This window comes from Micromonospora sp. LOL_014 (assembly GCF_048060245.1).
GTDB lineage: Bacteria > Actinomycetota > Actinomycetes > Mycobacteriales > Micromonosporaceae > Micromonospora_E.
In genome coordinates this window covers 1-22,521 of sequence record NZ_JBHMIP010000023.1, presented here as the reverse complement: position 1 = coordinate 22,521, position 22,521 = coordinate 1, and the positions used below count along the sequence as shown (strand labels likewise).

The window sequence follows — 22,521 nt, the reverse complement described above, 5'->3', positions numbered from 1 at the left end:
GAGGCCGTACGGACGATCAGCGCCAGATGCAGTGACGTTCGCCAATCGGTGATGTGGAATCGGGACAGGTGGTCGCCGGGTCAGCGGCGGAAGATGGTGATTGAGTGACCGACCTGGTCGATCGGCTCGCTGCTGTCGATCAGCTCACGCAACTCACCGCCGGTGGTCGCCACCCAGGTGTTTGACACCACCAGCAGACCGTGTACCTCCTCGGGCGGCACCTCGCGCGGATCAGTGGCGGTGATGCCGTAGTACTCTGGCACGCCGGCACCCTTGTAGGCCAGCCACACCCGCTCGTCCGGGTACCGCTGCCGCAGCCGGTCGGCCAGCCGCGCCAGGTCCTGCCCCCAGTCCACGTTCGAGTCGTGCAGGTGGTGGTAGGTGCGGGCCGGGCCACCGAACGCCTCGTTGGCGTACGGCAGGTAGAACGGGAACGCGCGGGCCGAGCTGACCGCGACCAGCGCGACCAGCGCCACCGCGGCCGGCCGGGCGTACCGAGCGGCGGCGGCCGGCCACCGCACGGCGGTCACGGCCGCCGCTGCCACGGCCAGGAAGACCGGGACGACGATCGCGTATCGGACGCCGAGGTCGCGGGAGCCGGTCATCGCGACGGCCAGCAGTACGGCCGCTGGTGCCAGCAGGTAGCCGGCGGCCGGGCGCAGCCGGGGCACCGAGAGCATCGCGGCCGCGCCGACCAGCCACAGCGCCAGTGCTCCGAGCGGCGTCTTCACCAGCAGCGCGGCCGGCAGGTAGTACCACCGGTGGCCGGAGTACGTCTCACCGAACAGGTACCCGCCCCATTTCCAGTCCTCGAAGCCGAACTGGATCCGCATGCCGTCGCGGAACGACTCCGGAAACGGCAGCCAGTCGACCACTGTTCCGCGCAGCCCGCCGATCGTCGGCACCGAGCCAGGTGGCACCGTCTGCAGCCGCGGGTCGACGACGAGGTAGCTCACCCACACGGTCAGCAACGCGAGGAGTCCGATCGCGGTCGCGGCCGCGCCGGCGACGACGAACCGCCGGGTCCGGGGCGAGGACGGACGGGGCGGCCAGACCGGCCGGGCGTGCCGGACCGACCAGGCGGCCAGCGCCAGCAGCACCGGCACCGCCGCCAACGCGCTCATCTTGGTGGCCAGCGCCGCGCCGAGCGCCAGGCCGGCCAACGGCAGGTAGAGCCACGGTCGGCGCCGGGCCCGCCACAGCAGCCAGGCCGAGGTCAGCAGGAACCCGGCGGTGGGTACGTCGAGGGTGGCCAGCGAGCCGTGCGCGATCACGTCGGGCGTGAACGCGTACACCGCCAGGGCGATCAGGGCACCGGCCCGGCCGGTGATGTCGCGGGCGAACGCGAGGACCACCAGCCCGAACGCGAGGGTCAGCCCGATCATCGGCAGCCGGGCCAGTAGCAGCAGCCGGTCGGCGTCGTTGCCCGCTTCGTACAGCACGTGCCGCCCGAGGTCCGTCTGGTTGCCCTGGAAGGACGGCTCGATGTACGGGTCGGCGAACGCCAGGCTGGCCCCGATGACAAGTTTGCCCAGCGGCGGATGTTCCGGGTTGACCTGCAGACCGCCGCCCTGCAGGTAGAGCGCCGCCGCACCCACGTATACCGGCTCGTCGATGGTCGGCGCCTGCGCCACCGCGGTGGTGACCATCGCGACCGCCATCTGCCCCAGCAGCAGCGCCACGACCAGCGGATACCACCAACGTCGGTGCCGTCGCAGCCAGCCGGGCCGATCCGGTTTCTCCGTCACCGTGCTCGGATGGTCATCCGAGGTGACGGGGACATCCCGGTCGAGGACTCCCGACTTGCGCAAGAGGCTCACGGGCCGGCAGCCTACTCCGTCGCTCGACCGCGACCGTCACTTCGCTTGGGTGATACCTCCGTAGATTCCCAATGACGTCTGAGGTGGCGCTGAGGAAAATACGAGGGATCCCTGGTGGGCCGCAGGCGGCGGATGCCTCCTGCGGCCCATCGGTTCGGTTCGTCCGGTGAGATTGGTCGGCTCCGCCGGCCCGGGGTCACCGTGGCCGTCGGGTCAGGCGCAGATCGCCTGAATCGCCAGACCATCGGTCGGCACACCGGTCAGGGTGAGGTTGACGGTGCTGAGACCGGCGTTCGGGTAGAGCGAGCTCAGGAACGTCTGCCCGGAGGCACCGGGTCCGGTGGCCGCGCCGACCGAATGCACGTCCTCGGTGCTGGACGAGCAGGTGTGGTTCGCCGAGGCGACCCCGGTCTGCACCGACCCTTCGGCCGCCGCTCCCACCGGGCTCGCGCAGATGGCGTACGCGGTGACCCGCCAGTTGCCCGAGCAGCCCGCGGCGGTGCTGCGGGTCGGCGACGAGGAGTAGGTGGAGTTGCCGGGGACGATGGTGTAGCCGGGCACCGAGTCCACCGGTGCGCAGATGGCGTACCCCTCCAGTGCCCAGTTGCCGCTGACGCCGCCCGGCGGTTCGTCCGCCCAGACCTCGTACCGGTCGGTCTGGCCGGGGCCGCTGACCGGCTGCAGGGCGCTGAGTCGGATCGATCCGGCGGCCGGCCCGCTCACCCGGGCCCCGCCACCGATCACCCGGGTGTCGTCCGGGCATTCGGCGGCCCGGAACTTCGGTGACTGTGAGTCCGTCGCGGTGGCCAGGTGGGTGGTCCGGAACAGGCCGCTGACCGCAGCGGCTGGCGCGGTCGCGACGACTTGGGCGGCCGCACCGACGGTCAGGGTGGCGAGCAGCGCCGCCACGCGCAGACCGGTGCGACGGTGTTTCGTGTTCATCGCTCCTCTTTTCGGATTGATTGAGATGACTGGCGTGTGCCGTCGATCCAGACGGTGACCGATGGACCTTCGGAACTGTTTCGGTAGTCGTTAAATAGGCTGCTCAGCCACGAAACACGGAGCATCCTGCAGAGGTGGACACTGCACAGACCGACGTCGAGCTGCGGGTCCTCGGTGAGGTGACGGTGCGGGTCGGCGGCCGGGACATCGACCTGGGGCACGCCCGGCAACGCTGCGTCCTGACCGCGCTGCTGGTCGACGCGAACCGGCTGGTCCCCACCGACCGGCTGCTGGACCGGGTCTGGGGGCACCGGCAACCGCAGCGGGCCCGCAACGCGCTCGCCGGCTACCTGTCCCGGCTGCGGCAGGTGCTGGCCCCGGCCGAACCGGTACGTATCGTCCGCCGGTCCGGCGGCTACCTGCTGCGGGTCGATCCGGCCCTGGTCGACCTGCACCTGTTCGGCCAGCTGGTCAGACGGGCCAGGGCCGGCACGAGCGCCGCGCGGACCGGCGGGACGTCGGTTACCGTCGACGATCCGGCGGCGTTGCTGGCCCGGGCGTTGTCGCTGTGGCGCGGTACCCCGTTCGGCACCCTGGAGTCGGCCTGGCTCGACACGGTACGCACCGCGCTGGCCGCCGACCGGCTCGCCGCCCAGCTGGACCTGATCGACCTGCGGTTGGCGGCAGGTCGGCACGCCGACCTGCTCGGCGAGCTGACCGCGCTGGCCGCCGAGCATCCCCTCGACGAGCGGATCGCCGGTCAGTTGATGCGGGCGCTGTACGGGGCGGGCCGGCAGGCCGAGGCGTTGCGGCACTACCAGGTGGTCCGTACCCGGCTCGCCGATGAATTGGGCACCGACCCGGCGGCGGCGCTGCGGCAGACGTACCACCGGATCCTGACCGCGGACCCGGCGCTGGGGACGGCGACCGCACCCCCGGCGGCCCTGCCTCCGGCCCCACGCGCCGCGCCGGGGCAGGGGGCGGTAAGAGAGCCGGCGGCGGCGAAGGAGCCGGCGGCCGACGTGCCGTGCCAGCTGCCGGCCGCCCCGGCCTGCTTCACCGGCCGGGTCGCCGCCCTCGCCGAGCTGGACGCGCTGCCGATCGACGACCAGGATCGGACGCCGCTGGCGGTGGTCGCCGGCACCGCCGGGGTCGGCAAGAGCAGCCTGGTGCTGCACTGGGCGCACCGGGCCGCCGCCCGGTTCCCCGATGGACAGCTGTACGCGAACCTGCACGGCTTCGACCCGGCCGGCGCGGCGCTGGACCCAGCCGAGGTGGTACGCGGATTCCTGGCCGCGCTCGGTGTCGCACCGCAGCGGATGCCGATCGGGCTGGCCGCGCAGGCCGCCCGCTACCGCAGCCTGGTCGCCGGCCGGCGGATGCTGATCGTGCTGGACAACGCGCGCGACGCCGAACAGGTCCGCCCGCTGCTGCCCGGCGCGCCGGGCTGCGTCACCGTGGTGACCAGCCGGGGCCAGCTGACCGGGCTGCATCCCGGACCGGAGCTGACGGTGCCGGCGGTGGCGAGCCTGGCCGGTGTCCCGGTGCCCGCCGCCCGGCGGCTGCTGGCCGAGCTGACCCGCGCCAGCCTGGTCACCGAGCACTCCCCCGGCCGGTACGTGCTGCACGACCTGCTGCGGGCGTACGCCGCCGAGCTGGCCGATGCGCGGGAACCGGCGGCGCGGCGGCGGGCCGCGACCGGGCGGCTGCTCGACCACCTGCTGCACACCGCGTACGCCGCCGACCGGTTGCTGTACCCGCACCGGGACCCGATCCTGCTGGACTGCCCGGCTGACGGGGTGGTGGTGCCGGCGCTGGCCGACGGCGCCGCGGCGATGCGCTGGTTGGTGGCCGAACACCGGGTGCTGGTCGGCGCGGTCGACTTGGCGGCCCGCGACGGCTGGGACCGGCACGCCTGGGAGCTGGCCTGGAGCCTGACCAGCTACGTCAACCTGCGGGCACTCTGGCACGACCAGTTGACCGTGCAGGGTGCCGCCTTGCCGTCGGCGGTGCGGCTGGGCGACCCGGCTGCGCAGGCGCACCTGCACCGCAACCTGGGTCGGGCGTTGACCCAGCTGAACCGCACCGACGAGGCGGCCCAGCATCTGGCGCAGGCGCTGGCCGGGTTCATGGCCGTCGGGGACCGGGCGAACCAGGCACAGACCAACGTCAACTTCGCTCGGCTGCGGGAGCGGCAGGGCCACGACGCGCAGGCCCTCGAGTATGACCTGCGCTCGCTGGAGCTGTACCGGCAGGCCGGGCACCTGACCGGTCAGGCGCGGGCGATGAACAACATCGCTTGGACCTGGATCCGGCTCGGCGAGCCCGACCAGGCCCGCGAGCTGTGCCGGCAGGCGCTCGCGATCAACACCGAGCTCGGCAACCGGCACGGGGCGGCGACCAACTGGCGTACCGCCGGTTGCGCCGAGGCGGCGGCGGGTGCGCATCGCCCGGCGGTCGACTGCCACGAGCGGGCGTTGCGGCTGTTCCGCGCGATCGGTGACCGGGGCGGTGAGGCGGAGACCCTGGTCGACCTCGGCGACGTCCGGTACGCCTGCGGCGAGGTCGACCCGGCCCGGGAAAGCTGGACGGCGGCGCTGGTGCTGATGGAGCAGGCCGGTCATCCGGACGCCGCCGCCGTGCGCGCCCGCCTGGCCCGCCCGGCCGCGCCGACTCACTACGCCGGGCGGCCGGACAGCACCGCTACCCGGTGAGCGTCCCGGGGGCGTGTGGCGTCACGCCGAGGTGTCGACCACGGAGCCGGCGGCGGCACCGGGGTGGGTGGCGCGGTGGGTGGTGGGGCGGCGACGGGTCGGCAGCCCGAGCGTCGGGTTGGCGACGCCCCACGCGGCGCCCCTGCAGACCAGCTCCTTGTAGCCGGCGGCGAGGCGTCCGGTCAGCACCGCCGGCCTGGCGCGGTCGTCGGCGGTGACGTACTGGATCAGGCCCTCCCGGCGGCCCAGCGAGATGCACTGGTTGAAGTAGCGCAGGGGCGCGTTCGGCAGTTTCCCGCCGGTCATCCGGGCTGCGATCGAGTCGGCGGCCTGCCACGCCATCGGGGTGCCCGAGGCGCACGACATCCGCAGCGGCTTGCCGCCGGATCCGGTCGCCCAGGCCGCGTCGCCGACGGCGTACACGTCCGGATGCGACACCGAGCGCATGGTGCCATCGACGACGATCTGGCCGCTGTCGGCAAGCTGCAATCCGGTCGTACGGGTGATCGGGTGGACGGCGAAGCCGGCGGTCCAGACGGTGACGGCGGCCGCGATGGTGCCGTCGGTGGTGGTGGTGACCCGGTCGGCGGCGACGCCGGTGACGGCGGTGTGCTCGTACACGGTGATGTTGAGCCCGGCGAGGACCTTGCGCAGATGCGCGCGGCCCTTCGGCGACAGGGTGTCGCCGAGGCCGCCGCGCACGGCGAGGGCGACATCGAGATCCGGGCGGGCCTCGGCGATCTCGGTCGCGGCCTCCAGCCCGGTCAGGCCACCGCCGACCACGACGACCGACTGACCGGCGGCAAGCCGCGCCAGCCGGTCCCGCAGCCGCAGCGCGCCGGGCCGGCTGGCGATCTCGGCGGCGTGCTCGGCGACGCCGGGGACGTCGCCGGGGTTCCAGCCGCTACCGAGGGCGTAGACAAGGGTGTCGTAGCCGATCTCGTCGGTGCCACCGGTGCTGCCGCCGGCGGCGACCGTGACCGTCCTGGTGTCGACGTCGACACCGGTGACCTTCGCGATCCGCAGCTCGACGCCGGTGCCGGCGAACATCTCCCGCAGCGGTCGGGGCTTGAGGTCCTGGCCGGTCGCCAGCTGGTGCATCCGGACGCGTTCGACGAAGTCAGTCTCGGCGTTGACAACGGTGATGGCGACGTCTGCGGGGTCGAGCCGCCGGGCGAGGCGGCCGGCGGCGATGGCGCCGGCGTATCCGGCGCCGAGGACGACGATGCGGTGCCGCATGTCCTGCTCCTGTCTGTCTGCACGGGGTGTGACACCACCTGAACCGGGCAGCCCCGCGGTTGCTGACGCGACAGCGGCGTGAAGCACCTCACACGGTGGTCAGAAGGCGGTGAACAGCGGTTCCCCGTGATCGGCGGCGGTCCAGGACGCGGTGGCCCGGTGCAGCTTGTCGGGGTTGACCTGGCTGTGGACCACGGCCACACCGTCGGCGGTGACCTGCAGGCACATGACGCCGATGACCCGGCCGTCGATGACGACCACGACCGCCGGGTCACCGTTGGCAGTCCAGGCGTACACCTCAGGTGAACCGCCGAGCAGGGCGCGTTTTGCCGCACCCGGGGTGAACAGGCCGCGCAGGAACTTCGCGACCGCGACGGCTCCGACAACCGGCACAGCGCGGGCCGGGACGTGTCCGCCGCCGTCGCCGATCGAGACGGCGTCGCCGGTGAGCAGGCGTACCAGTGGCTCGATCCGACCGCTGGTGGCGGCGGCCAGGAACTCTTCGACGACCCGCCGGGCGGCGACCCGGTCGACCTCGGTGCGGGCCCGGCCGTCGGCAAGGTGCCGCCGGGCCCGGTGCAGGAGCTGCTGGCTGGCGGCCTCGGAGACGCCGAGGATGCCGGCGATGTCGCGGTGCGGGTAGTCGAACGCCTCCCGCAGGACGTACACGGCCCGCTCCTGCGGGGTCAGGCGCTCCATCAGGGTGAGGACGGCGTACGAGACGGATTCGCGCTGCTCGGCGGTGTCGGCCGGGCCGAGCAGCGGGTCGCCGGCGAGCAGCGGCTCCGGCAGCCACTGACCGACGTACGTCTCGCGGCGGGCCCGCGCGGAGGTCAGCTGGTTGAGGCACAGGTTGGTGAGGACCTTGGTCAGCCACGCCTCGGGGACGTCGATCCGGTCGACGTCGGCGGCCTGCCAGCGCAGGAAGGTCTCCTGTACGGCGTCCTCGGCCTCACTGGCGGAGCCGAGCAGGCGGTAGGCGATCGCCGCCAGGCGCGGCCGGGCCGCCTCGAACCGGTCGACGTCGTCCCCCGTCAGTGCCATGGCCCCGATGGTAGGCCCGGCCTTCGACCCGGCCGCCACGCGCGACGACCCGGGGCACGGGAGCGGGTGTCAGTCCAGCTGCTCGACCTCGCGGTCGCCAAGTGGGGCGGCCAGGCGTACCAGGACGGCCGATTCCAGGGCGATCGCCGGGCACTCCTGGTCGGCCGCTTCAGGCAGCCGGCCCACCCGGATCTGGACGCGCACCGCCGTTTCGCTCTCCTGCACCTGCGGCTCGGCGCCGTAGCAGTCGACGGGACCGGCGGTCACGGTGAATTCGAGCGTACGGTCGTCGACGGCGCGCCAGGTGCGCCAGGCGACGACCTGCGGCGCGATCAGGTCGTCGCGGACCGGCAGCGCCCCTGGGCTCGTTGCGGCGTCCGGCGCCTGGGTGGCGGTGGTGCCGTCGCCGTCGCCGTCGTCGCCGGGCTCGGCCGCCGGGCCGCAGGCGCTCAGCGCGACGACCGCCCCGACCAGCAGTACGGCTGTCAGTCGAGGCGGTCGTCGCGTCAGCATCGACTCAGATTACCAGTCGCCGTTGGCGGCGTTCGTGCCGTCGAGGACCGCCGTATCGAAGTACGGCCCCCGGTTCACTCCGCTGCCGTCAACGGTGGACATGACCGATCGGACATAGCCGAGGCCGTTGGCGTTGCTGTAGTTCCAGATCCACGGACCACCCGAGGAACCGCCGCCGAAGTTGCAGGTGATCTTCGACCGGTCGTCGAAAATGCTGTTGTCGACGGCGGTGCCCCAGCAGGCCCACATCTTGTCCCCGCCGTCGCGGTTGCTCGGGTAACCGAAAATCGACACGTCGAACTCGGTGCCGCCGTTGTAGGCGAGGCCGTGCCCGCCGACGGTGGCGACGACCGTCGTGTTCCAGTCGCCACCGGAGAACGTGGTCACCCAGCCGACGTCCCGGTTGAGGTTGCTGTTGTTCATCCATTCGTTGAACGTCCGCAACCGGTACGCCTGGAACCGACCGACCGGGTCGTGGTCGGCGTTGAAGGCGTTGTACTTCGGCACGAAGACGAGGTTGCTCAGCCAGTTACCACCCTGGCCGCTGTGGACACAGTGGCCGGCAGTGATCAACACCCGCTTGGACGAGGTGGCGACCGCCGACGCCGAGCACCACGAGCCGCTCTCGTAGCCACCGATGAACAGTTTGCCGTTGGTGACCGAGAAGTTCGTCACCGGATCCGGGGCGGCGATCTCTTTCGTCGCGATGGTGGCGGCCACCGGCTTGGTCGCGACCGTGGGCGTCTTGCTGGCGATGGCCCGCGCGGTGTTCTCGACCCACACGGCGTCGCCGGGCGCGTCCAACGGCTTGGCCGCCTTCATCCGCTCCGGTGTCCAGTACGCCAGCACGTCGGGGTCTCCGCCGGTGCGCTCGAACGCCTTGAGCTGCGCGGGCGAGTAGGTGCGGGCGGTCTTGTCACCCGGCAGCTGCACCGGCGCGAGCGAGCTGCTGGTGCCCAGATCTGAGCCGGCGACCCGGGTCGGCTTGGTCTCCACCTCGGCCGGACCCGCAGTGGCCCCGGTGGCGGACAGGACGGGCGCGACAGCCACGGCCAGCGCGATGACACCGAGGCGCCGAGCACCCCGGGGAATACGGGTTCTACCAGGCACACCCATGCGGCAAACTCCTCTTTGTCGAGCAACCATTCCGGTTGCTTTCGAATCCACGCGTCATTTCCAGACTTCTGGAATAGCGAGGACGGAGGCTGGTGCTGCGAGAACAGCAGCATTGACAACAGCGGCTCGGCGCGGCCGGTGGCCTACACCCTGCTTGTTGAACCGCCATTGCCATAGTCAACGACCTATTTGGGTTCGTCAACCCTGGGCCACCGGACCACTACCGGATGATGTTGGAGCCAGCCGTGGACGCGCAGGTGGCACCCTTGTGAGGCGCCAACTTACGGTCCCATACTTGTGACAGCAGTCACAGTCCCCTATAGATCATCAAGGTGTACCTGGCGAATCTTGGACCAGCGAGCCCGTAGCCCTGGTCCTACCAGGTGAAGCCGACCATGAACGGTGTTGATCGCGCTGCCGGCGCTGTCCACGCAGGTCACTACGGGAACGGTCAGCAAAACTCGACCGGGTCACCGGAGCGGATGACGCCGAACTCCAGCGGGCGCGCGTACACCCCGGCGCACGGCAGAACGCCGACGCCTGCCAGACGCAGGCGGTTGTGTCGGCTCAGCACCTGCAACAGCGCGACATCCGGCTCGCCTTCACCATGCCGCAGCGCCGGAACCACACACCGTGGGGTCGCGACGACGACCTCGGCAACCACGTCGGAGCCGATCCGCAGCCGACGCCCCGGCCAGAGGTTCTCGACGAAGCCGGCGCCCGGGTCGGGCACCTCGACAACGATGTTGGGCCGGAAACGGCCGGCGTCGACCGGCCGACCCGAGTGGGCCGCGAGGCCGGCCAGCGTCGCGGTCGTCATCAGGTGCAGGGGCGCGAAGTCGAAGAACGTACCGGGTGGGGAGCCGGCAGCCAGCACGGAGCTGCCGGTCTGCGCGCTTGAAAGATCGTCCTCCGTACGTACCTGGGCCGGGTCCATCCGTTCGATGGTCGCGCCCGGCGCGGCCCGGTCGAGCAGGCGCACGTCCCGGCCCAGCATCGTGGACAGCGCCGGGTCGCGGTGGCCGGTCACCGTCACGGTCTCGGTCGTACCGTCCGCCATGGTCAGCCGGACCGCCGGGGCACCGGTGGCGTCGGAAGGCAGCAACGTGGACCGTACGGTCAGCATGTCCCGCCACAGGCGCGGGTTCTTGGCGCTGGCCACCTTGCCGGTGAGACAGTCGAGCACGGCGAAGGCCCGGTCGCCGGCGATGCCCGTCTCGTCCACGTACGCCTGGTCCAGGTCCTCTCCCTGCATCGACTTGACCGGGTAGCGCGACAGCTGCCGAACCCTGCCCACCTGACGATCGTGGCCCATGCCCAGGAAACCTAGCCGAAGGATCTGACGCTGTCGGTCAGCTCCTCGTGAGATTCGTGACGAGGCTACGCAGCCAGGGCTGCGCGAGTGCGTGATCACGTCCGATGGCGCGGGCGACGGCGTGCCGGCCGGCCCGACTGCGTCCGTACGCCACCAGCGCGGCGGCCTCGGCGAGGGCCTGTCGGGTGCGCGTGACCGCCGGACGCTGGAACGACAGCGGCAGCCGACGAAGTCGCTGTACGCCGATGGGTCCGGCGGTACGGCACCGTCGAGCAAAGTTCCGAGTTGGTCCGGCGTGACCAGGTCCCACCGGAACGGCACACTCTCCTCGACCGGCACCACCACGCCATGGTGACAGCTCGCTCGCGCGGCTGCTGCACCGAGAACGCTGAGTTACGGTGGTCCGATGCAGGCGGAGGCGGCCCAGCGGGCGACGCAGGCGGCCATGTGGATCGCCTCATCGCTCGGCTTGACCGCCCACGACGCCGCCGTCCTGCACAACTCGAACAAGCTCACCCTGCGTCTGCAGCCCTGCGACGTGCTGGCACAGGTGGCACCGGCGGCGCACCGGTGCGCCCAGCGTGAAGTGGATATCGCTCAGCGACTGTTCGAGGTCGGCAGCCCGGTGGCCGCGCTGAAAACGCCCGAGATCTTCGCCTGGGACGACTACGTGGTCACGCTGTGGACCTACTACGAGCCGGTGGCTCAAGCGATCCCACCTGCGGACTACGCCAACGCGCTCGGACGTCTGCACGCCGGAATGCGCCGGGTCGACCTGCCCACCCCGCACTTCACCGACCGGGTTTCCGAGGCCCGAACGATCGTGGCGGACCACGACCGGACCCCGAGGCTGGCCGACGCGGACCGGATCTTCCTGGCGGACACCTTGGATCGCCTGCGCCGAGCGGTCAGCGACAGCGGCCGGCCCGAACAACTCCTGCACGGCGAACCGCACCCGGGCAACCTGCTCTCGACCCCGACCGGCCTGCTCTTCATCGACTTCGAGACGTGCTGCCGGGGGCCAATCGAGTTCGACCTGGCCCACGCACCCGACGAGGTCGGCGACCTGTACCCGGGCGTCGATCAACACGTGCTCCGAGGTTGCCGGACGCTCGTGCTGGCGATGATCACGACGTGGCGCTGGGATCGCGACGACCAGTTCCCCGACGGCCACCGGCTCGGTGTCGAGTGGCTACGCCGACTCCGGAAGTCCTGACGCCCGCCTGGGTGTCTGTCGGATCAACTGCAACCGTCCGCAGCCCTCGATATGGGGCACGTCCCGTCGCACGAGCATGATCCCAGCCTCCTCCAGAAACATCCCGAGGTCAGAGTCGCAGGGCGCGACACTGTAGCGGCGTTAGACTCGCCGGCCATGGGCCTTCTCACCTTCAGCCTCAACGTCACCCTGGACGGCTGCGTCGACCACCAGGAGGGAATCGCTGACGATGAGACGCATGCCCTCTTCACCCGTCTCATGGACGAGGCCGGGGCGATGCTGTGGGGCCGCGTCACCTACGAAATGATGGAGAGCTACTGGCCGGCCGTCGCCCGCGGTGACCAGGAGGCACCGCCGGCCGTACGCGAGTGGGCGGTCAAGTTGGAAGCCAAACCCAAGTACGTGGTGTCGTCGACCCGCACCGACTTCCCGTGGACCAACAGTCACCACATCGCCGGCGATCTGCGTAAGGGCGTGCAGAAGCTCAAGGACGCGAACCCGGCCGGGGTCCTCCTCGGCAGCGGCATGCTCGCGACCGAACTCGACCGGCTGGACCTGATCGACGAGTACCAGCTGCTCGTCCATCCCAGGATCGCCGGCCACGGGCCGACGCTGTACCAGGGCGGGCTGCCCGACACCCGCCAGCTCGAACTGCTCTCAGCGGAGCCGCTGCGCAACGGCGCGGTGGCCATGCACTACCGCCGCGCGCGCTGAACCACCGGGTACGGGTACGGTCAGCAAAACTCGACCGGGTCGCCGGAGCGGATGACGCCGGATTCCAGCGGACGCGCGTACACCCCGGCGCACGGCAGGGTGCAGGGGCGCGAAGTCGAAGAACCAGCAGTAGGTGACTCCGTGCCAGGTCTGCGCTACCAGGTGAAGCCGACCATGAACGGGGTGTTGACCGGGCTGCCGGCGCTGTTCACGCAGGTCACGCCGACCGTCATGTCGGTGGTGCCGACCGGATACCAGGACTGCACGTGGCAGTGCGCGTCCTGGTAGCCGGTCGCGTACGCCACGGCGTGCCCGGAGTAGTCGATGATCTGCGGGAAGTGCATCTCGTACCGCCCGGTGCCCGTCCGGGTCACGGCGTAGTCGCCGCTCACCGAGCTGTCGTTGGTCCAGGTGATCGCCGGTGCCGACCCACCCGACGGGTACGCGTCGTCGACCATCGCCAACGCCGTCGGCGCGATCTGCTGCAGCAGGTTGTGCACGGTCCAGGTGATGGTGAACCGGGAGTCGACGAAGGCCCCGGAAGCGTCCCGGCACCGTACCCGGGCGATCCCGTCCGCGAGGTAGGAAACCACCTTACACTTGACGGCCGCCGACGTGTAGGCGGTGATCTGGTAGAAGGTGTCCTGCGTCTGGGCGGCCGAGGCAGGCAGCTTCACCGCGTACGAGCCGGGCGCGTCCCGCGCCACCCACGAAGTGCCCGCACCGGCGTCGAAGCGGTACCAACTGCTCGGGGTGTACTGCGGCGAGGTCGGATTATTCGACCAGAGGTAGGATACGCCGTCCGCAGTGAGCGTGGAGCCGGTGGCCTCGACGAAGTTGGCCACGAAGTACGCGTCCTGCCGGGCACCGCTGGCCCCGAAGCAGTAGACATTGACCAGCAGATCGGCACCGGACGGATACCAGGAGCCCACGGTGCAGAACCGGACCGCCGCACCGTACGCCTCGGCGTGGACCACTCCCCCGCCGCCGGTCACCAGCGGCCCGAGCCCGCCGAACCGCACCTGGTAGATGCCGGCACCGGACCGGGTCACGGTGATCGGCCCGCCGCCGGGATTCTTCGCGTACGAGTAGTAGGTGTGGCCGCCGGAAGTCCACGTCGGCACCGTGTAGCTGGCGGCGCTGGGGCTGCTGGCCCACACGTAGCTGGTGACGGCGGGGGTGACGTCCGCCGCAGCCGGCCCAGCCGCCGCGACGGTGGCGGCCGCGCCGACCGCCGCAGCGCCGAAGACGGCCGAGATCCGCCGAAGAAGCCCACTGATCATGCGCCGACGCTAACCACCGCCGTCAACCGTACGCACAGACTCCGCCGTGCCGAGGCGGTGACCGCTTGCCTGACCTCGAAGATCGGCGTACGCCTGCGGCCGGGTCGAGGCGAGCTGGGAGAGTCGGTCGGAGCACCGTCAAGGTCCATCCAGCTGCGACCCTGATCCTGACCGCTACGGCACGAGAAGCGGAGGTTGGGTTGGCATGAGTGACTACGACGTGTTTCTCGCTGACTGCCCCGTCCGTACGACGCTGGATCTGGTGGCGGACACCTGGTCGGTCGTCGTGGTGTTCGGATTGGGGTGCGGCCCGCAAAGCTACGGCGACCTGCACCACCGGATCGGTGGGATCAGCAAGAAGATGCTCACCCAGACGCTGCGCAAGCAGGAACGCAACAACCTCGTGCGGCGACGGGTCCTGGCCACCGCCCCGGCCGGGGTGGAGTACCAACTGACCGACCTCGGGCAGAGCCTGCTGGGCCCGGTGTCGGTGCTGGCCCGGTGGGCCGAGGAGCACGCCGAGGACCTTGCCGGCGGCGACAGCTCCTGACCGTCCAGGGAACCAGTTGGTGCCCCACGCCGGCCTACCGTCGGCGTCATGAAGATTGGTGTACTTGGAGCCGGAGTGATGGCCGACGCGCTCGGCACCCGGTGGGCGGCCGCCGGCCACGAGATGATGGTCGCGGGTCGCACGGCGGGCAAGGCCGAGGCGTTGGCCCGCAAGTGGGGCGGCAGCGCCGGAGGCTGCCAGGAAGTGGCCAGGTTCGGCGATATGGCGCTGATCGCGGTTCTCTACCAGGGGATGCCGGCGACTCTGGCCGAGATCGGTGGCGCGCTGCGCGGCAGACCGATCATCGACTGCACCAATCCGGTCGAGACCACACACTTCACGCTGACCACCGATCCCGGTCGGTCGATGGCGCAGGACATCGAGGTAGCGACCGGCGGGCACGTCGTGAAGGCGTTCAACCTCTGCGAAGCACGCGTCTGGCAGCTGGACCCGCCGATGTTCGACCACCGTCGCCTGGTCGTGCCCTACTGCGGCGACCACGACGCGGCATTGGACCTGGCCCAGCGCCTCATCGCCGACCTGGGCGGTGAGCCGCTGCAGGTCGGCGACCTCCGCCACGAAGCGGTGGCCGCGATCGTGATCTCGCTGCTGTTCGGCGGACGCGACCCGTACACGGTGTTCAACCTCGTCGACCGCACACCGTCAGCTACGCCGGACAGCTGAATCGCGGCAGCCGCATCGGTGATGTGGCGCCAATTCGTCGGTGCGCCACCAGCGGCTACTCGCTGATCGATCCGAGTCTGCGCCCTGCCAGGTACACCAACACAGGCGTGCAAAAGTGCGTGACGCGCAAGAGTGCGGTCACGCACTTTCTACTGTGGTGATTGAACACTGTGCGGTCCCGGAGACCGGCGGAGTATGTCACGCAGCGGACTACAACACCGACTCGTCGAGGACGCGGTGCATGGTCGCGAGGGGAAGCCGGGGGTTAGCGGCGGCTTCGTCGACGACCTCGGGGGCGTCGTCGGCGAGCAACCGCTCCAGCAGGGCCGGAGTGGCGTTAGGGTGCCGCGCCGCTCCGCGCCGGATCCATGCCTCAGAGTCGACGGCAAGCCGTTCCAGCACCTCTGCTGGCAGGTCAGGATCCTCCAGTGAGACGTACCGGATCTGCGGGTCCGGATCGTCGGCGAAGGTCCGCAGCCGATGGCGGGGAAAGTTCGGGTGCTCGACGATTGGCGGCCAAGACTTGAGCATCGCGCCACCTGCACGCACGAGTCGTTCAAGGACTGCGGCGGGGGCGTCCGGCCGCCCGGCGGCGTACCGGCGTACCCGCAGGTCCGGGTCGTTGTCGAGCTGTTCCCAGGCGGCGTCCGGCAGGTCACGACAGCTCGCCAGCACCCGACGGAACGGTGCGTGCGGGCAGTCCAGGTACGCCAGCCGCTCGGCAAGCGGCACCGCACGGAGCCAGCCCGGTTCGTCGAAGTTCCAGCTCAACGCAATGTAGGCGGCGACGCTGCCAGCGTCGGCCTCGGCCGCCACCAGCGCGAACAGCCGGTCTCTCGTGTCGGCGTCGACGTGCCGGCTATACGCGACCGCCATCCGTACCTGCGGATCGTCCAACTCCAGCAGCGGCTCGACCGCCTCGGCAGGCAGCTCGGGGTTGGCGGCCACCGCCCGGCACACCTTGAGATCCCCGCTGCCGATCAGCTCGGTCGCCTGCGCGGCGGTCAGCGGCACATAGCGCGCGACGTTAACCCGGGTAGCGGGATCGGTGAGGCACCTCTCCCGCCACTCGGCGGGCACCCCCGGGTGGCGGCGCAGGGTCGCCGCAGCACGTACCGAAGGATCGGGGCCGGCGAACAACCGCAGATGCACCGCAGGTTGCCGATCAGCCCAGGTGTCCGCGACCGCCGCCCGGCGGGTCACGGCGTAGTCGCCACTCACCGAACTGTCGTTGGTCCAGGTGATCGCCGGCGCCGACCCACCCGACGGGTACGTGTCGCCGACCGTCGCCAGCGCCGTCGGCGCAATCTGCTGCAGCAGGTTGTGCACGGTCCAGGTGATAGTGAACCGGGAGTCGACGAAGGCCCCGGAAGCGTCCCGGCACCGTACCCGGGCGATCCCGCCCGCCAGGTACGAGTCCACCTTGCACTTCACAGTCGCCGACGTGTAGGCGGTGATCTGGTAGAACGTGGTCTGCGTCGGGGCGGCCGAGGCGGGCAGCTCCACCGCGTACGAACCGGGCGCGTCCCGCGCCACCCACGGTGAGCCGCCGCCGGAGTCGAAGCGGTACCAGGCGCGCCCGCTGGCGTGGTCGTCATCGACGAGCAGGCCAGCTGGGGCGGCAGCCTGATCCAACCGCGTACGGCCCGCGCCGGCAAGGTGCACTCTCGACTGTCAGCCGGTCGGCGTCTCTACGTCAGCTTCATGAGGTGGTCAGTGCCCAACGATCAATTGCCGGAAAAAGTGCGGGTAGGCACGCCTGAGCAGGCGGAACATCCAAAAATCTGCGCACTCGCCCATCCTGTGTCCGACATATCAACTACGAAGTTCCCTCGACGTTGACTCGACAGACCGCCGACATCTAAAGTCCAAGGTGGCCTCAGCGCTTGCCGAGGCCGCGCACTCCCCGACCTGAGAGAATGTCGTGCGCCCAACCACGAGTCGGCCCAAGTCACGCCTACGCGTACAGCTCGCGCAAGCAGCGGTGTTTGGGAGTGTCACTTCCCGTCTACCGCACACAGGGCAACACGACGACTCACAGCGGCGCTGACTGCACTTTCAGCGCAGTCAGGGGAACGATCAACGTTCACTGACAAACCAGATCAATGGCGGGGAGTGCGTTGATTCGCACTCCCCGCCTCAGTGTGGTTAAGGATCTACATATTGTGACTACGGTTCTCGATTCACTGGTGCAGGGGTATGACAGGAAGACCGTCATCGACAGGCTTGACCTGACACTACGTCCGGGCATAACAGCCCCACTCGGCCCGAACGGCGCCGGAAAGACGACCTTGCTCCGGACCCTCGCGACCATCATGCCACCGCGCTCGGGAACCATCCGCATCGACGAAGTCCTGATCGACTCCGAACGAACGGCCCGCACCGTCCGTGATCGAATTGGGTACCTGCCTCAGGACTTTGGTTTCGATCCTCAGATGACCGTCACTGATTTTGTGACCTATGCTGCGTGGCTTCGCGGTGTTTCCACAACTGATCTACGCCGACATGTTGATCAAGCGCTAGCACAGGTTGACCTGACCGACCAGCGGCGGAGCCGGATGCGAAAACTGTCGGGTGGGAGGCGACAGCGGGCCGGCATCGCATGGGCAATCGTCGGGCAACCACGCCTTGTTTTGCTCGACGAGCCCACCGTCGGACTCGACCCACGCCAACGGTTGCACTTCAGAAAGATCATCACCGGACTTAGCAATACCATCGTGCTACTGAGCACTCACCTGATTGATGACGTTGCCGCAACGGCCGACCGAGTTGTCGTGCTCTATGCCGGGGCAGCCAGGTTCGATGGCACAGTTGCCGAACTCGAACGTATGGACCGTGCGGATCTCCCAGGACATACCGCGCTTGAACGCGCATACATACACCTGCTGCCAGAGGGAGAGCAACGGATATGAGAATCCTGTGGCTCCATATTCGCAACTCACCGATCCGGGTGGCTGTGCCCATTCTGATTGCACTAGACCTGGCGGTGCTGTTTCTGCGTAGCAACTTCTGGATTGGCTCCTGGCCGGAGACCGGCGCCGCAGCACAGGTGCCCGCTTATCTCGTCGGCATACTTGGCGCAGGTGCCGCAGCATGGGCAGCGAGCGCAACGAACAGGCACGGGATAGACGAACAAATTTCGACCGCTTCAGTTCGCACCCATAGGTTGGAGGCATACCGACTTGGATCGACCACGATCATCCTGCTAACCCCCTATTTAACCGGGCAGGCAGTTGCATTTACAATAACCGCCCGATCATTTCCACCTGGCGTACAAGTCTGGGCCGGATACTTCCTTCTTGGCGTTTTCGTCACCCTGTTTGCCACAGCGATAGGCTGGCTGATCGGCAAGCTCTTCACCCCCGTCTTCGCAGCCATGACCGCCTCTGTTGGTTTCCTGTTCCTTCTCGCCCTGTTGGATCGAGCGGGCGGCTTCATCGTGGTAAGCGGGCATTCGAATACCATGATCGACCCCCTCGGTATCACATTTCGAATGCTGACCATAGCAGCACTCATTGTTGGGTTGGCCTGGATTCCAACCAAGCCTTCCCGCACTCGCCTTCCCGTCGCCGCAGCACTACTCACCACAATTCTTATGGTCATCGGCGTGGCAGTAGCAAGACCGTTGGTTATCGACCGCGAGCCGATAGGGAGGAACGCCCTCTGCACCAACGGAACGGTCACGATATGCATCTGGCCCGAACACAAGAAGTATTTATCATCGATTACTAATATCAGCGCTCGAATCGATCAGTTGCCGGCGGAGTTTGAGCGACCGGAACGCATCATCCAATTCGGGGTGGAGCGCACAGTCCGCATCGACGACGGAGTGATATACGAAATCGAGGAGGCTTCGCCCCACTTCTACATACTCGAAGGCAGCCCGTGGTCATATGCAAGCGACATCGCAAATGCCATCGTCACGGCCACTTTCCCGGGCCGCTCCGGGGCAGCCTGCATCTGGGACTCATTGACCTCCACAGACCAGGCCCGCCTCTCCACTCTGAACGCCTGGCTGGAAACCTACCTAGCAGGAAACGGACAGCCCGATTATCAAACCAACGCCCCTGACCACATGCAGGAGGCATTCGCGGCCGGACGCGCGATCGCTAACGATCTCAGACAGGATCAGCAGTTCGACTGGGCTCGGCGGGAGGTAGGTGAAATCCATGAAAGATACTGCGACAAGAGTTCGTGAGAAATTCACGACCGCAGCACCTGAACGCGCTTTCCTCGCCGCTCGACGTCTCAGCCATGTCCTTACCGCTACGACGATACTAGCCGCACTTGCTGCTACTTTCGGCGACTACGAGACAGCGCTGCCAACGGCCACGCGGGATGGAAGCATCACCGTACCGATTTGGCGTTTCTTGGCCATGGCAGCCGCGACACTTCCCGTTCTCGGCCTGCATAGCCACCTCTCCACGCTAGAAGCGGTCGCGACCAGACGCTTTCGGCGCTGGCAGCGCGGATATCTCTGCGGCACCACGATCACATGCGCAATTGCCTATCTTGGGATCTCAGCACTGACGACAAGCCCGGTCGTTCTACTGATGATCGCACGGTCCTGGCTCGCCTGGACCGGCCTGGCCCTTCTATCCGGAATGTGGCTCGGCTGGCGGTTGGCATGGACAGGGCCGGCGCTGGTAGCCGTAATCCTCTTCTACTGGGGCACCTCCCGGCAGGGCGAGTACTTCTGGTGGGAGTTCACCGCACGCCCAGGAGATGACCTTGCATCGCTCCTACTCAGCGCGGCCATACTCGCCATCGGGTTGGGAGCCTACGCGGCGACGCCGTGGCGGCGGCGGCTGAACTCGTGGCGACGGTCCCGGTGATACCCGAAGGCGTCACGTTTCGTGTGCCATGTACGGGTGTCGACGGCCGAACCGGCTGTAGCACCGTGCTCGTGACGCGTCGGCGATGAGTCGCAACCGGTCTCTGTGGTCCGCCGCGACCTCGACGTCACCGCGCTCGGCTGTCGCACCTACGTCTACCGGGCCTGCTACAACGCCCCGGGCTCACCGGGCCGTTCGGTGCCCGGGTGGCGGGGGTGCCGTCGTCGCCGCCGAGCTCAGCCGCCGAGCCGTAGTCGCTCACCGCAACCATCGGCCCCGACCAGCAGCAACTGCCAGTCGAGGCGACTATCGCATCAGCATCGACCCAGGTTACCGGTCCCCGTTGGCGGCCTGCGCTTCATGAGTCGCCAGCCATCCTTCGGTGCCTTTGCGCAGCCCGGCAGCTCTGGGCGCGACGATGCCGGTGCGGGGTAGCACCGGAATCGGTGCCGGTTGCGGCCCGATCCAGGAAAGCCGCTGCGGTGCCTCGTTGACGAACTTCGTCAGGGTCACGGCAAGTGCCCTTGCGTCGCCGAGCGCCGAGTGCACCGCGTCGAGCCACTCCCCCGTGACCAGGTGGTGGACGTACTCCAGCTTGTAGCCCCAACTGTCGATCTGGGTACGGGCGGTGACCAGCGAGCACAGCCCGGGTACATCACTGAGGTTGACGCCGAGCCGCCCGAACTCGGCGACCAGAAACTTCTCCTCGTGGTCGAGGTTGTGACTGACGTAGTACTCGTCGCTGTTGATCCGCATGCCCGGGTTGATCAGGGTCGAGTACTCGTCGAGGCCGACGCCGTCACCCCGCATCCGCACGATCGCCAGCTCGCAGACGCGGGACCCTCTGTTCGGGTTCAGCCCGGTGGTCTCCAGGTCGATGACGGCGTACGTCAGGGCACGCGGGTCGGCGCCACTTCGGCGAGTGAGTTCACCACGAGTGAACATAACTAACGACCTCCATCAAAATCATGTCGATAGCGCGTATCTCCGCGTGATACGCAGAGGACGGCGTTTCCGAGCCGACGCACGGCGATTCACAACCTCAGCCGACCGGCGAGCGGATCAGGTCCAAGGCGGTCGAAACACTTTTCTGTGGATCACTTCCACTGACTCAGACCGGCACCTTACGTCGCTCGCTGGATTCCGCGTCTGGTTCCACCGAAGGGTTCATGTTCACGGTCCATGGTTCAGCCGGAGAAGTTCCTTCCACCGCCACGCGGGCTGTCCATCCGGCAAGATCGCCCCGAGGATCGTTCGCGAAGCCGACAGTAAGGCCGACGAGGACCTACTTCATCCGGTACGGTCGAAGCTACTGCGATTGTCCGATGGGGAGGATATCGGCGTGAGTTCGGTTGAAGAGGTGAAGGCGGGCGTCGCCCGCTTCGGTGACGAGGTCGGCCAGCAGGTCGGCGCGATCCGGGCGAGCGCGGAAGCCCTCGACCGCAGTACGGCGGCGCTGCGCGGCATCACCAGCGGGTCCAGCCACTCGCAGGTGTCCGAGACGATCGCCAAGGTCGAGCAGGCGAAGCAGAAGCTGGCCGAGGCGGCTGCGCTGACGCAGAGCGCCATCGAGTCCAGCCGTGGCTACGCGGCCAGCTTCTGACCGGCTGGGAGGATCACCTGATGTCGACTGTGATCGTGCCCGCCGGGCTGAGCATGGGTCCCCGCTACCGGTACGTCCGCCCACCGGACCCGACACCGGAGTGCTACGAGGTGCACCTCGGTGACGACCTGGTCGAGCTGACCGAAACCGAGGCCGCCGTCTGGGCCGCCGCCTTCCTCTACCCGGACCAGCACGCGAAGCTCACCGTCAACCGCGATTCCCTGGTACGCATGCTGGAGACCGCGCCGAAGCCGGAGCCGCACGCCGGCCGCTACGTCGACGACCTGATCGCCCGCGGCCTGCTCGTCGAGTTCGACCCCGACGGCGACCTGCAACCCGTCTTCAGCCACCACAAGCTGCTCCCCCTCGCCCAGGGCCTCGGCTCCACCCCCGAAGCCCCCCACCAACACGCCATCGGAGTTGGCGATCAGCCGATCGTCGCACTACCTAACCACGTCTATGGCTTATGGTCATTTTCGTACCTTCTGCCGAACCTGTGGGAGGCGTGCGTCTACTACGCAGACGATTCCGAACACGTCGCGGACGGCGGCAGGCCACTTGGTGACTCCGGAAAGAGCATCGCCAAGGATCTTGCACAACACCTACCAGTATTACTGGCCTCAGCCTGCGCATTCCTTGACCCGTTGCCGGCGACATGAAATGGCGGAAAAGCCTCCAAGGCAAAGACGAGCCGGAGCGCCCATTCGCTCGACGCTGGGCCTACGAAACCCTGAAAGAGGCCGGCGGAGTGCTGCTCCAGAACTTGGGACTCCTTGCTGGCACCGTGGCGGGAGTCATCAGCAACAAGCTCGGGATGCCGGTGCATACTGCCGTGACGACAGGGCTGATTGTCGGCCAAGCGGCAGGGATGGCAGGGCGGGATCAAGTGATCATGGCGACACTGCGTTCTTGACCAGATCGTTGAAAACTTCG

21 protein-coding genes are annotated in these 22,521 nt (G+C 68.6%); 11 read left to right on the top strand and 10 right to left on the bottom strand.

Annotated elements, in window-relative coordinates; translation table 11 throughout:
• Positions 1–80 precede the first annotated feature (80 nt).
• The gene (locus ACFHW1_RS19955; protein ID WP_416555605.1) at positions 81–1,820 is read right to left on the bottom strand and encodes an ArnT family glycosyltransferase; all 1,740 of its coding nucleotides are present in this window, start codon (positions 1,818–1,820) and stop codon (positions 81–83) included.
• A gap of 213 nt (positions 1,821–2,033) precedes the next feature.
• Positions 2,034–2,762, bottom strand: coding sequence for a hypothetical protein (locus ACFHW1_RS19950; RefSeq protein ID WP_416555607.1), 729 nt, complete (start codon positions 2,760–2,762; stop codon positions 2,034–2,036).
• 134 nt (positions 2,763–2,896) lie between these two features.
• Here ACFHW1_RS19950 and ACFHW1_RS19945 point away from each other — a divergent pair, with 134 nt between their 5' ends.
• Positions 2,897–5,476, top strand: coding sequence for a BTAD domain-containing putative transcriptional regulator (locus ACFHW1_RS19945; RefSeq protein WP_416615919.1), 2,580 nt, complete (start codon positions 2,897–2,899; stop codon positions 5,474–5,476).
• A 21-nt stretch (positions 5,477–5,497) separates the two neighbouring features.
• On the opposite strand, the gene ACFHW1_RS19940 is transcribed toward ACFHW1_RS19945, so the two are convergent.
• From ACFHW1_RS19940 to ACFHW1_RS19920, 5 genes are all read right to left on the bottom strand, one after another.
• The gene (locus ACFHW1_RS19940) at positions 5,498–6,715 is read right to left on the bottom strand and encodes an NAD(P)/FAD-dependent oxidoreductase (RefSeq protein WP_416589548.1); all 1,218 of its coding nucleotides are present in this window, start codon (positions 6,713–6,715) and stop codon (positions 5,498–5,500) included.
• Positions 6,716–6,814: 99 nt separating this feature from the next.
• Positions 6,815–7,759: an RNA polymerase sigma-70 factor gene (locus tag ACFHW1_RS19935; protein WP_416555613.1), complete on the bottom strand. Its 945-nt coding sequence runs from the start codon at positions 7,757–7,759 to the stop codon at positions 6,815–6,817.
• Between the two features lie 69 nt (positions 7,760–7,828).
• On the bottom strand, positions 7,829–8,272 hold the full coding sequence (locus ACFHW1_RS19930) for a hypothetical protein (protein ID WP_416589549.1): 444 nt from the start codon (positions 8,270–8,272) through the stop codon (positions 7,829–7,831).
• 9 nt (positions 8,273–8,281) lie between these two features.
• Positions 8,282–9,322 (bottom strand): trypsin-like serine peptidase, encoded by a 1,041-nt coding sequence (locus ACFHW1_RS19925; protein ID WP_416615917.1) that lies wholly within the window; start codon positions 9,320–9,322, stop codon positions 8,282–8,284.
• 517 nt (positions 9,323–9,839) lie between these two features.
• Positions 9,840–10,685, bottom strand: coding sequence for an MOSC domain-containing protein (locus ACFHW1_RS19920; protein WP_416555619.1), 846 nt, complete (start codon positions 10,683–10,685; stop codon positions 9,840–9,842).
• 424 nt (positions 10,686–11,109) lie between these two features.
• Here ACFHW1_RS19920 and ACFHW1_RS19915 point away from each other — a divergent pair, with 424 nt between their 5' ends.
• Positions 11,110–11,919, top strand: coding sequence for a phosphotransferase family protein (locus tag ACFHW1_RS19915; protein ID WP_416555621.1), 810 nt, complete (start codon positions 11,110–11,112; stop codon positions 11,917–11,919).
• A 156-nt stretch (positions 11,920–12,075) separates the two neighbouring features.
• Positions 12,076–12,633: a dihydrofolate reductase family protein gene (locus tag ACFHW1_RS19910; RefSeq protein WP_416555623.1), complete on the top strand. Its 558-nt coding sequence runs from the start codon at positions 12,076–12,078 to the stop codon at positions 12,631–12,633.
• Positions 12,634–12,788: 155 nt separating this feature from the next.
• Here the strand turns inward: ACFHW1_RS19910 and ACFHW1_RS19905 are convergent, their stop codons facing one another.
• Positions 12,789–13,916 (bottom strand): hypothetical protein, encoded by a 1,128-nt coding sequence (locus ACFHW1_RS19905; protein ID WP_416555625.1) that lies wholly within the window; start codon positions 13,914–13,916, stop codon positions 12,789–12,791.
• 205 nt (positions 13,917–14,121) lie between these two features.
• On the opposite strand from ACFHW1_RS19905, the gene ACFHW1_RS19900 reads away from it, so the two are divergent.
• Both ACFHW1_RS19900 and ACFHW1_RS19895 read left to right on the top strand, forming a co-directional pair.
• The gene (locus tag ACFHW1_RS19900) at positions 14,122–14,466 is read left to right on the top strand and encodes a winged helix-turn-helix transcriptional regulator (protein WP_416555627.1); all 345 of its coding nucleotides are present in this window, start codon (positions 14,122–14,124) and stop codon (positions 14,464–14,466) included.
• A gap of 48 nt (positions 14,467–14,514) precedes the next feature.
• On the top strand, positions 14,515–15,150 hold the full coding sequence (locus tag ACFHW1_RS19895) for an NADPH-dependent F420 reductase (RefSeq protein ID WP_416615915.1): 636 nt from the start codon (positions 14,515–14,517) through the stop codon (positions 15,148–15,150).
• 210 nt (positions 15,151–15,360) lie between these two features.
• On the opposite strand, the gene ACFHW1_RS19890 is transcribed toward ACFHW1_RS19895, so the two are convergent.
• The gene (locus ACFHW1_RS19890; protein ID WP_416555631.1) at positions 15,361–16,785 is read right to left on the bottom strand and encodes a hypothetical protein; all 1,425 of its coding nucleotides are present in this window, start codon (positions 16,783–16,785) and stop codon (positions 15,361–15,363) included.
• 530 nt (positions 16,786–17,315) lie between these two features.
• Between ACFHW1_RS19890 and ACFHW1_RS19885 the strand changes: the two genes are divergently transcribed.
• The 3 genes from ACFHW1_RS19885 (at position 17,316) to ACFHW1_RS19875 (ending at position 19,985) form a co-directional block, all read left to right on the top strand.
• The gene (locus ACFHW1_RS19885) at positions 17,316–18,062 is read left to right on the top strand and encodes an ATP-binding cassette domain-containing protein (RefSeq protein ID WP_416615913.1); all 747 of its coding nucleotides are present in this window, start codon (positions 17,316–17,318) and stop codon (positions 18,060–18,062) included.
• Positions 18,059–19,348, top strand: coding sequence for a hypothetical protein (locus ACFHW1_RS19880; protein WP_416615911.1), 1,290 nt, complete (start codon positions 18,059–18,061; stop codon positions 19,346–19,348). Before ACFHW1_RS19885 ends, ACFHW1_RS19880 begins: the two co-directional genes overlap by 4 nt.
• A gap of 355 nt (positions 19,349–19,703) precedes the next feature.
• A complete protein-coding gene (locus tag ACFHW1_RS19875; protein WP_416615910.1) occupies positions 19,704–19,985 on the top strand; it encodes a hypothetical protein in 282 nt (93 codons plus the stop codon).
• Positions 19,986–20,315: 330 nt separating this feature from the next.
• Here the strand turns inward: ACFHW1_RS19875 and ACFHW1_RS19870 are convergent, their stop codons facing one another.
• On the bottom strand, positions 20,316–20,930 hold the full coding sequence (locus ACFHW1_RS19870; protein ID WP_416615908.1) for a 3'-5' exonuclease: 615 nt from the start codon (positions 20,928–20,930) through the stop codon (positions 20,316–20,318).
• Between the two features lie 397 nt (positions 20,931–21,327).
• Here ACFHW1_RS19870 and ACFHW1_RS19865 point away from each other — a divergent pair, with 397 nt between their 5' ends.
• From ACFHW1_RS19865 to ACFHW1_RS19855, 3 genes are read left to right on the top strand one after another with little or no spacing between them, the layout of a single operon-like run.
• Entirely contained in the window at positions 21,328–21,588 is a 261-nt protein-coding gene (locus tag ACFHW1_RS19865) for a hypothetical protein (RefSeq protein ID WP_282231370.1), read from the top strand.
• 20 nt (positions 21,589–21,608) lie between these two features.
• On the top strand, positions 21,609–22,247 hold the full coding sequence (locus tag ACFHW1_RS19860; protein ID WP_416615906.1) for a hypothetical protein: 639 nt from the start codon (positions 21,609–21,611) through the stop codon (positions 22,245–22,247).
• Entirely contained in the window at positions 22,244–22,501 is a 258-nt protein-coding gene (locus ACFHW1_RS19855; RefSeq protein WP_416615905.1) for a hypothetical protein, read from the top strand. Before ACFHW1_RS19860 ends, ACFHW1_RS19855 begins: the two co-directional genes overlap by 4 nt.
• Positions 22,502–22,521 lie beyond the last annotated feature (20 nt).

What these genes read in the sequence shown, in the direction of transcription:
- ACFHW1_RS19940 (WP_416589548.1), bottom strand. Translation starts at nt 6,715, where the DNA reads ATGCGGCACCGCATCGTCGTCCTCGGCGCCGGATACGCCGGCGCCATC.
- ACFHW1_RS19900 (WP_416555627.1), top strand. Translation starts at nt 14,122, where the DNA reads ATGAGTGACTACGACGTGTTTCTCGCTGACTGCCCCGTCCGTACGACG.
- ACFHW1_RS19855 (WP_416615905.1), top strand. Translation starts at nt 22,244, where the DNA reads ATGAAATGGCGGAAAAGCCTCCAAGGCAAAGACGAGCCGGAGCGCCCA.
- ACFHW1_RS19915 (WP_416555621.1), top strand. Translation starts at nt 11,110, where the DNA reads ATGCAGGCGGAGGCGGCCCAGCGGGCGACGCAGGCGGCCATGTGGATC.
- ACFHW1_RS19930 (WP_416589549.1), bottom strand. Translation starts at nt 8,272, where the DNA reads ATGCTGACGCGACGACCGCCTCGACTGACAGCCGTACTGCTGGTCGGG.
- ACFHW1_RS19905 (WP_416555625.1), bottom strand. Translation starts at nt 13,916, where the DNA reads ATGATCAGTGGGCTTCTTCGGCGGATCTCGGCCGTCTTCGGCGCTGCG.
- ACFHW1_RS19895 (WP_416615915.1), top strand. Translation starts at nt 14,515, where the DNA reads ATGAAGATTGGTGTACTTGGAGCCGGAGTGATGGCCGACGCGCTCGGC.
- ACFHW1_RS19935 (WP_416555613.1), bottom strand. Translation starts at nt 7,759, where the DNA reads ATGGCACTGACGGGGGACGACGTCGACCGGTTCGAGGCGGCCCGGCCG.
- ACFHW1_RS19910 (WP_416555623.1), top strand. Translation starts at nt 12,076, where the DNA reads ATGGGCCTTCTCACCTTCAGCCTCAACGTCACCCTGGACGGCTGCGTC.
- ACFHW1_RS19880 (WP_416615911.1), top strand. Translation starts at nt 18,059, where the DNA reads ATGAGAATCCTGTGGCTCCATATTCGCAACTCACCGATCCGGGTGGCT.
- ACFHW1_RS19860 (WP_416615906.1), top strand. Translation starts at nt 21,609, where the DNA reads ATGTCGACTGTGATCGTGCCCGCCGGGCTGAGCATGGGTCCCCGCTAC.
- ACFHW1_RS19875 (WP_416615910.1), top strand. Translation starts at nt 19,704, where the DNA reads ATGATCGCACGGTCCTGGCTCGCCTGGACCGGCCTGGCCCTTCTATCC.
- ACFHW1_RS19870 (WP_416615908.1), bottom strand. Translation starts at nt 20,930, where the DNA reads ATGTTCACTCGTGGTGAACTCACTCGCCGAAGTGGCGCCGACCCGCGT.
- ACFHW1_RS19950 (WP_416555607.1), bottom strand. Translation starts at nt 2,762, where the DNA reads ATGAACACGAAACACCGTCGCACCGGTCTGCGCGTGGCGGCGCTGCTC.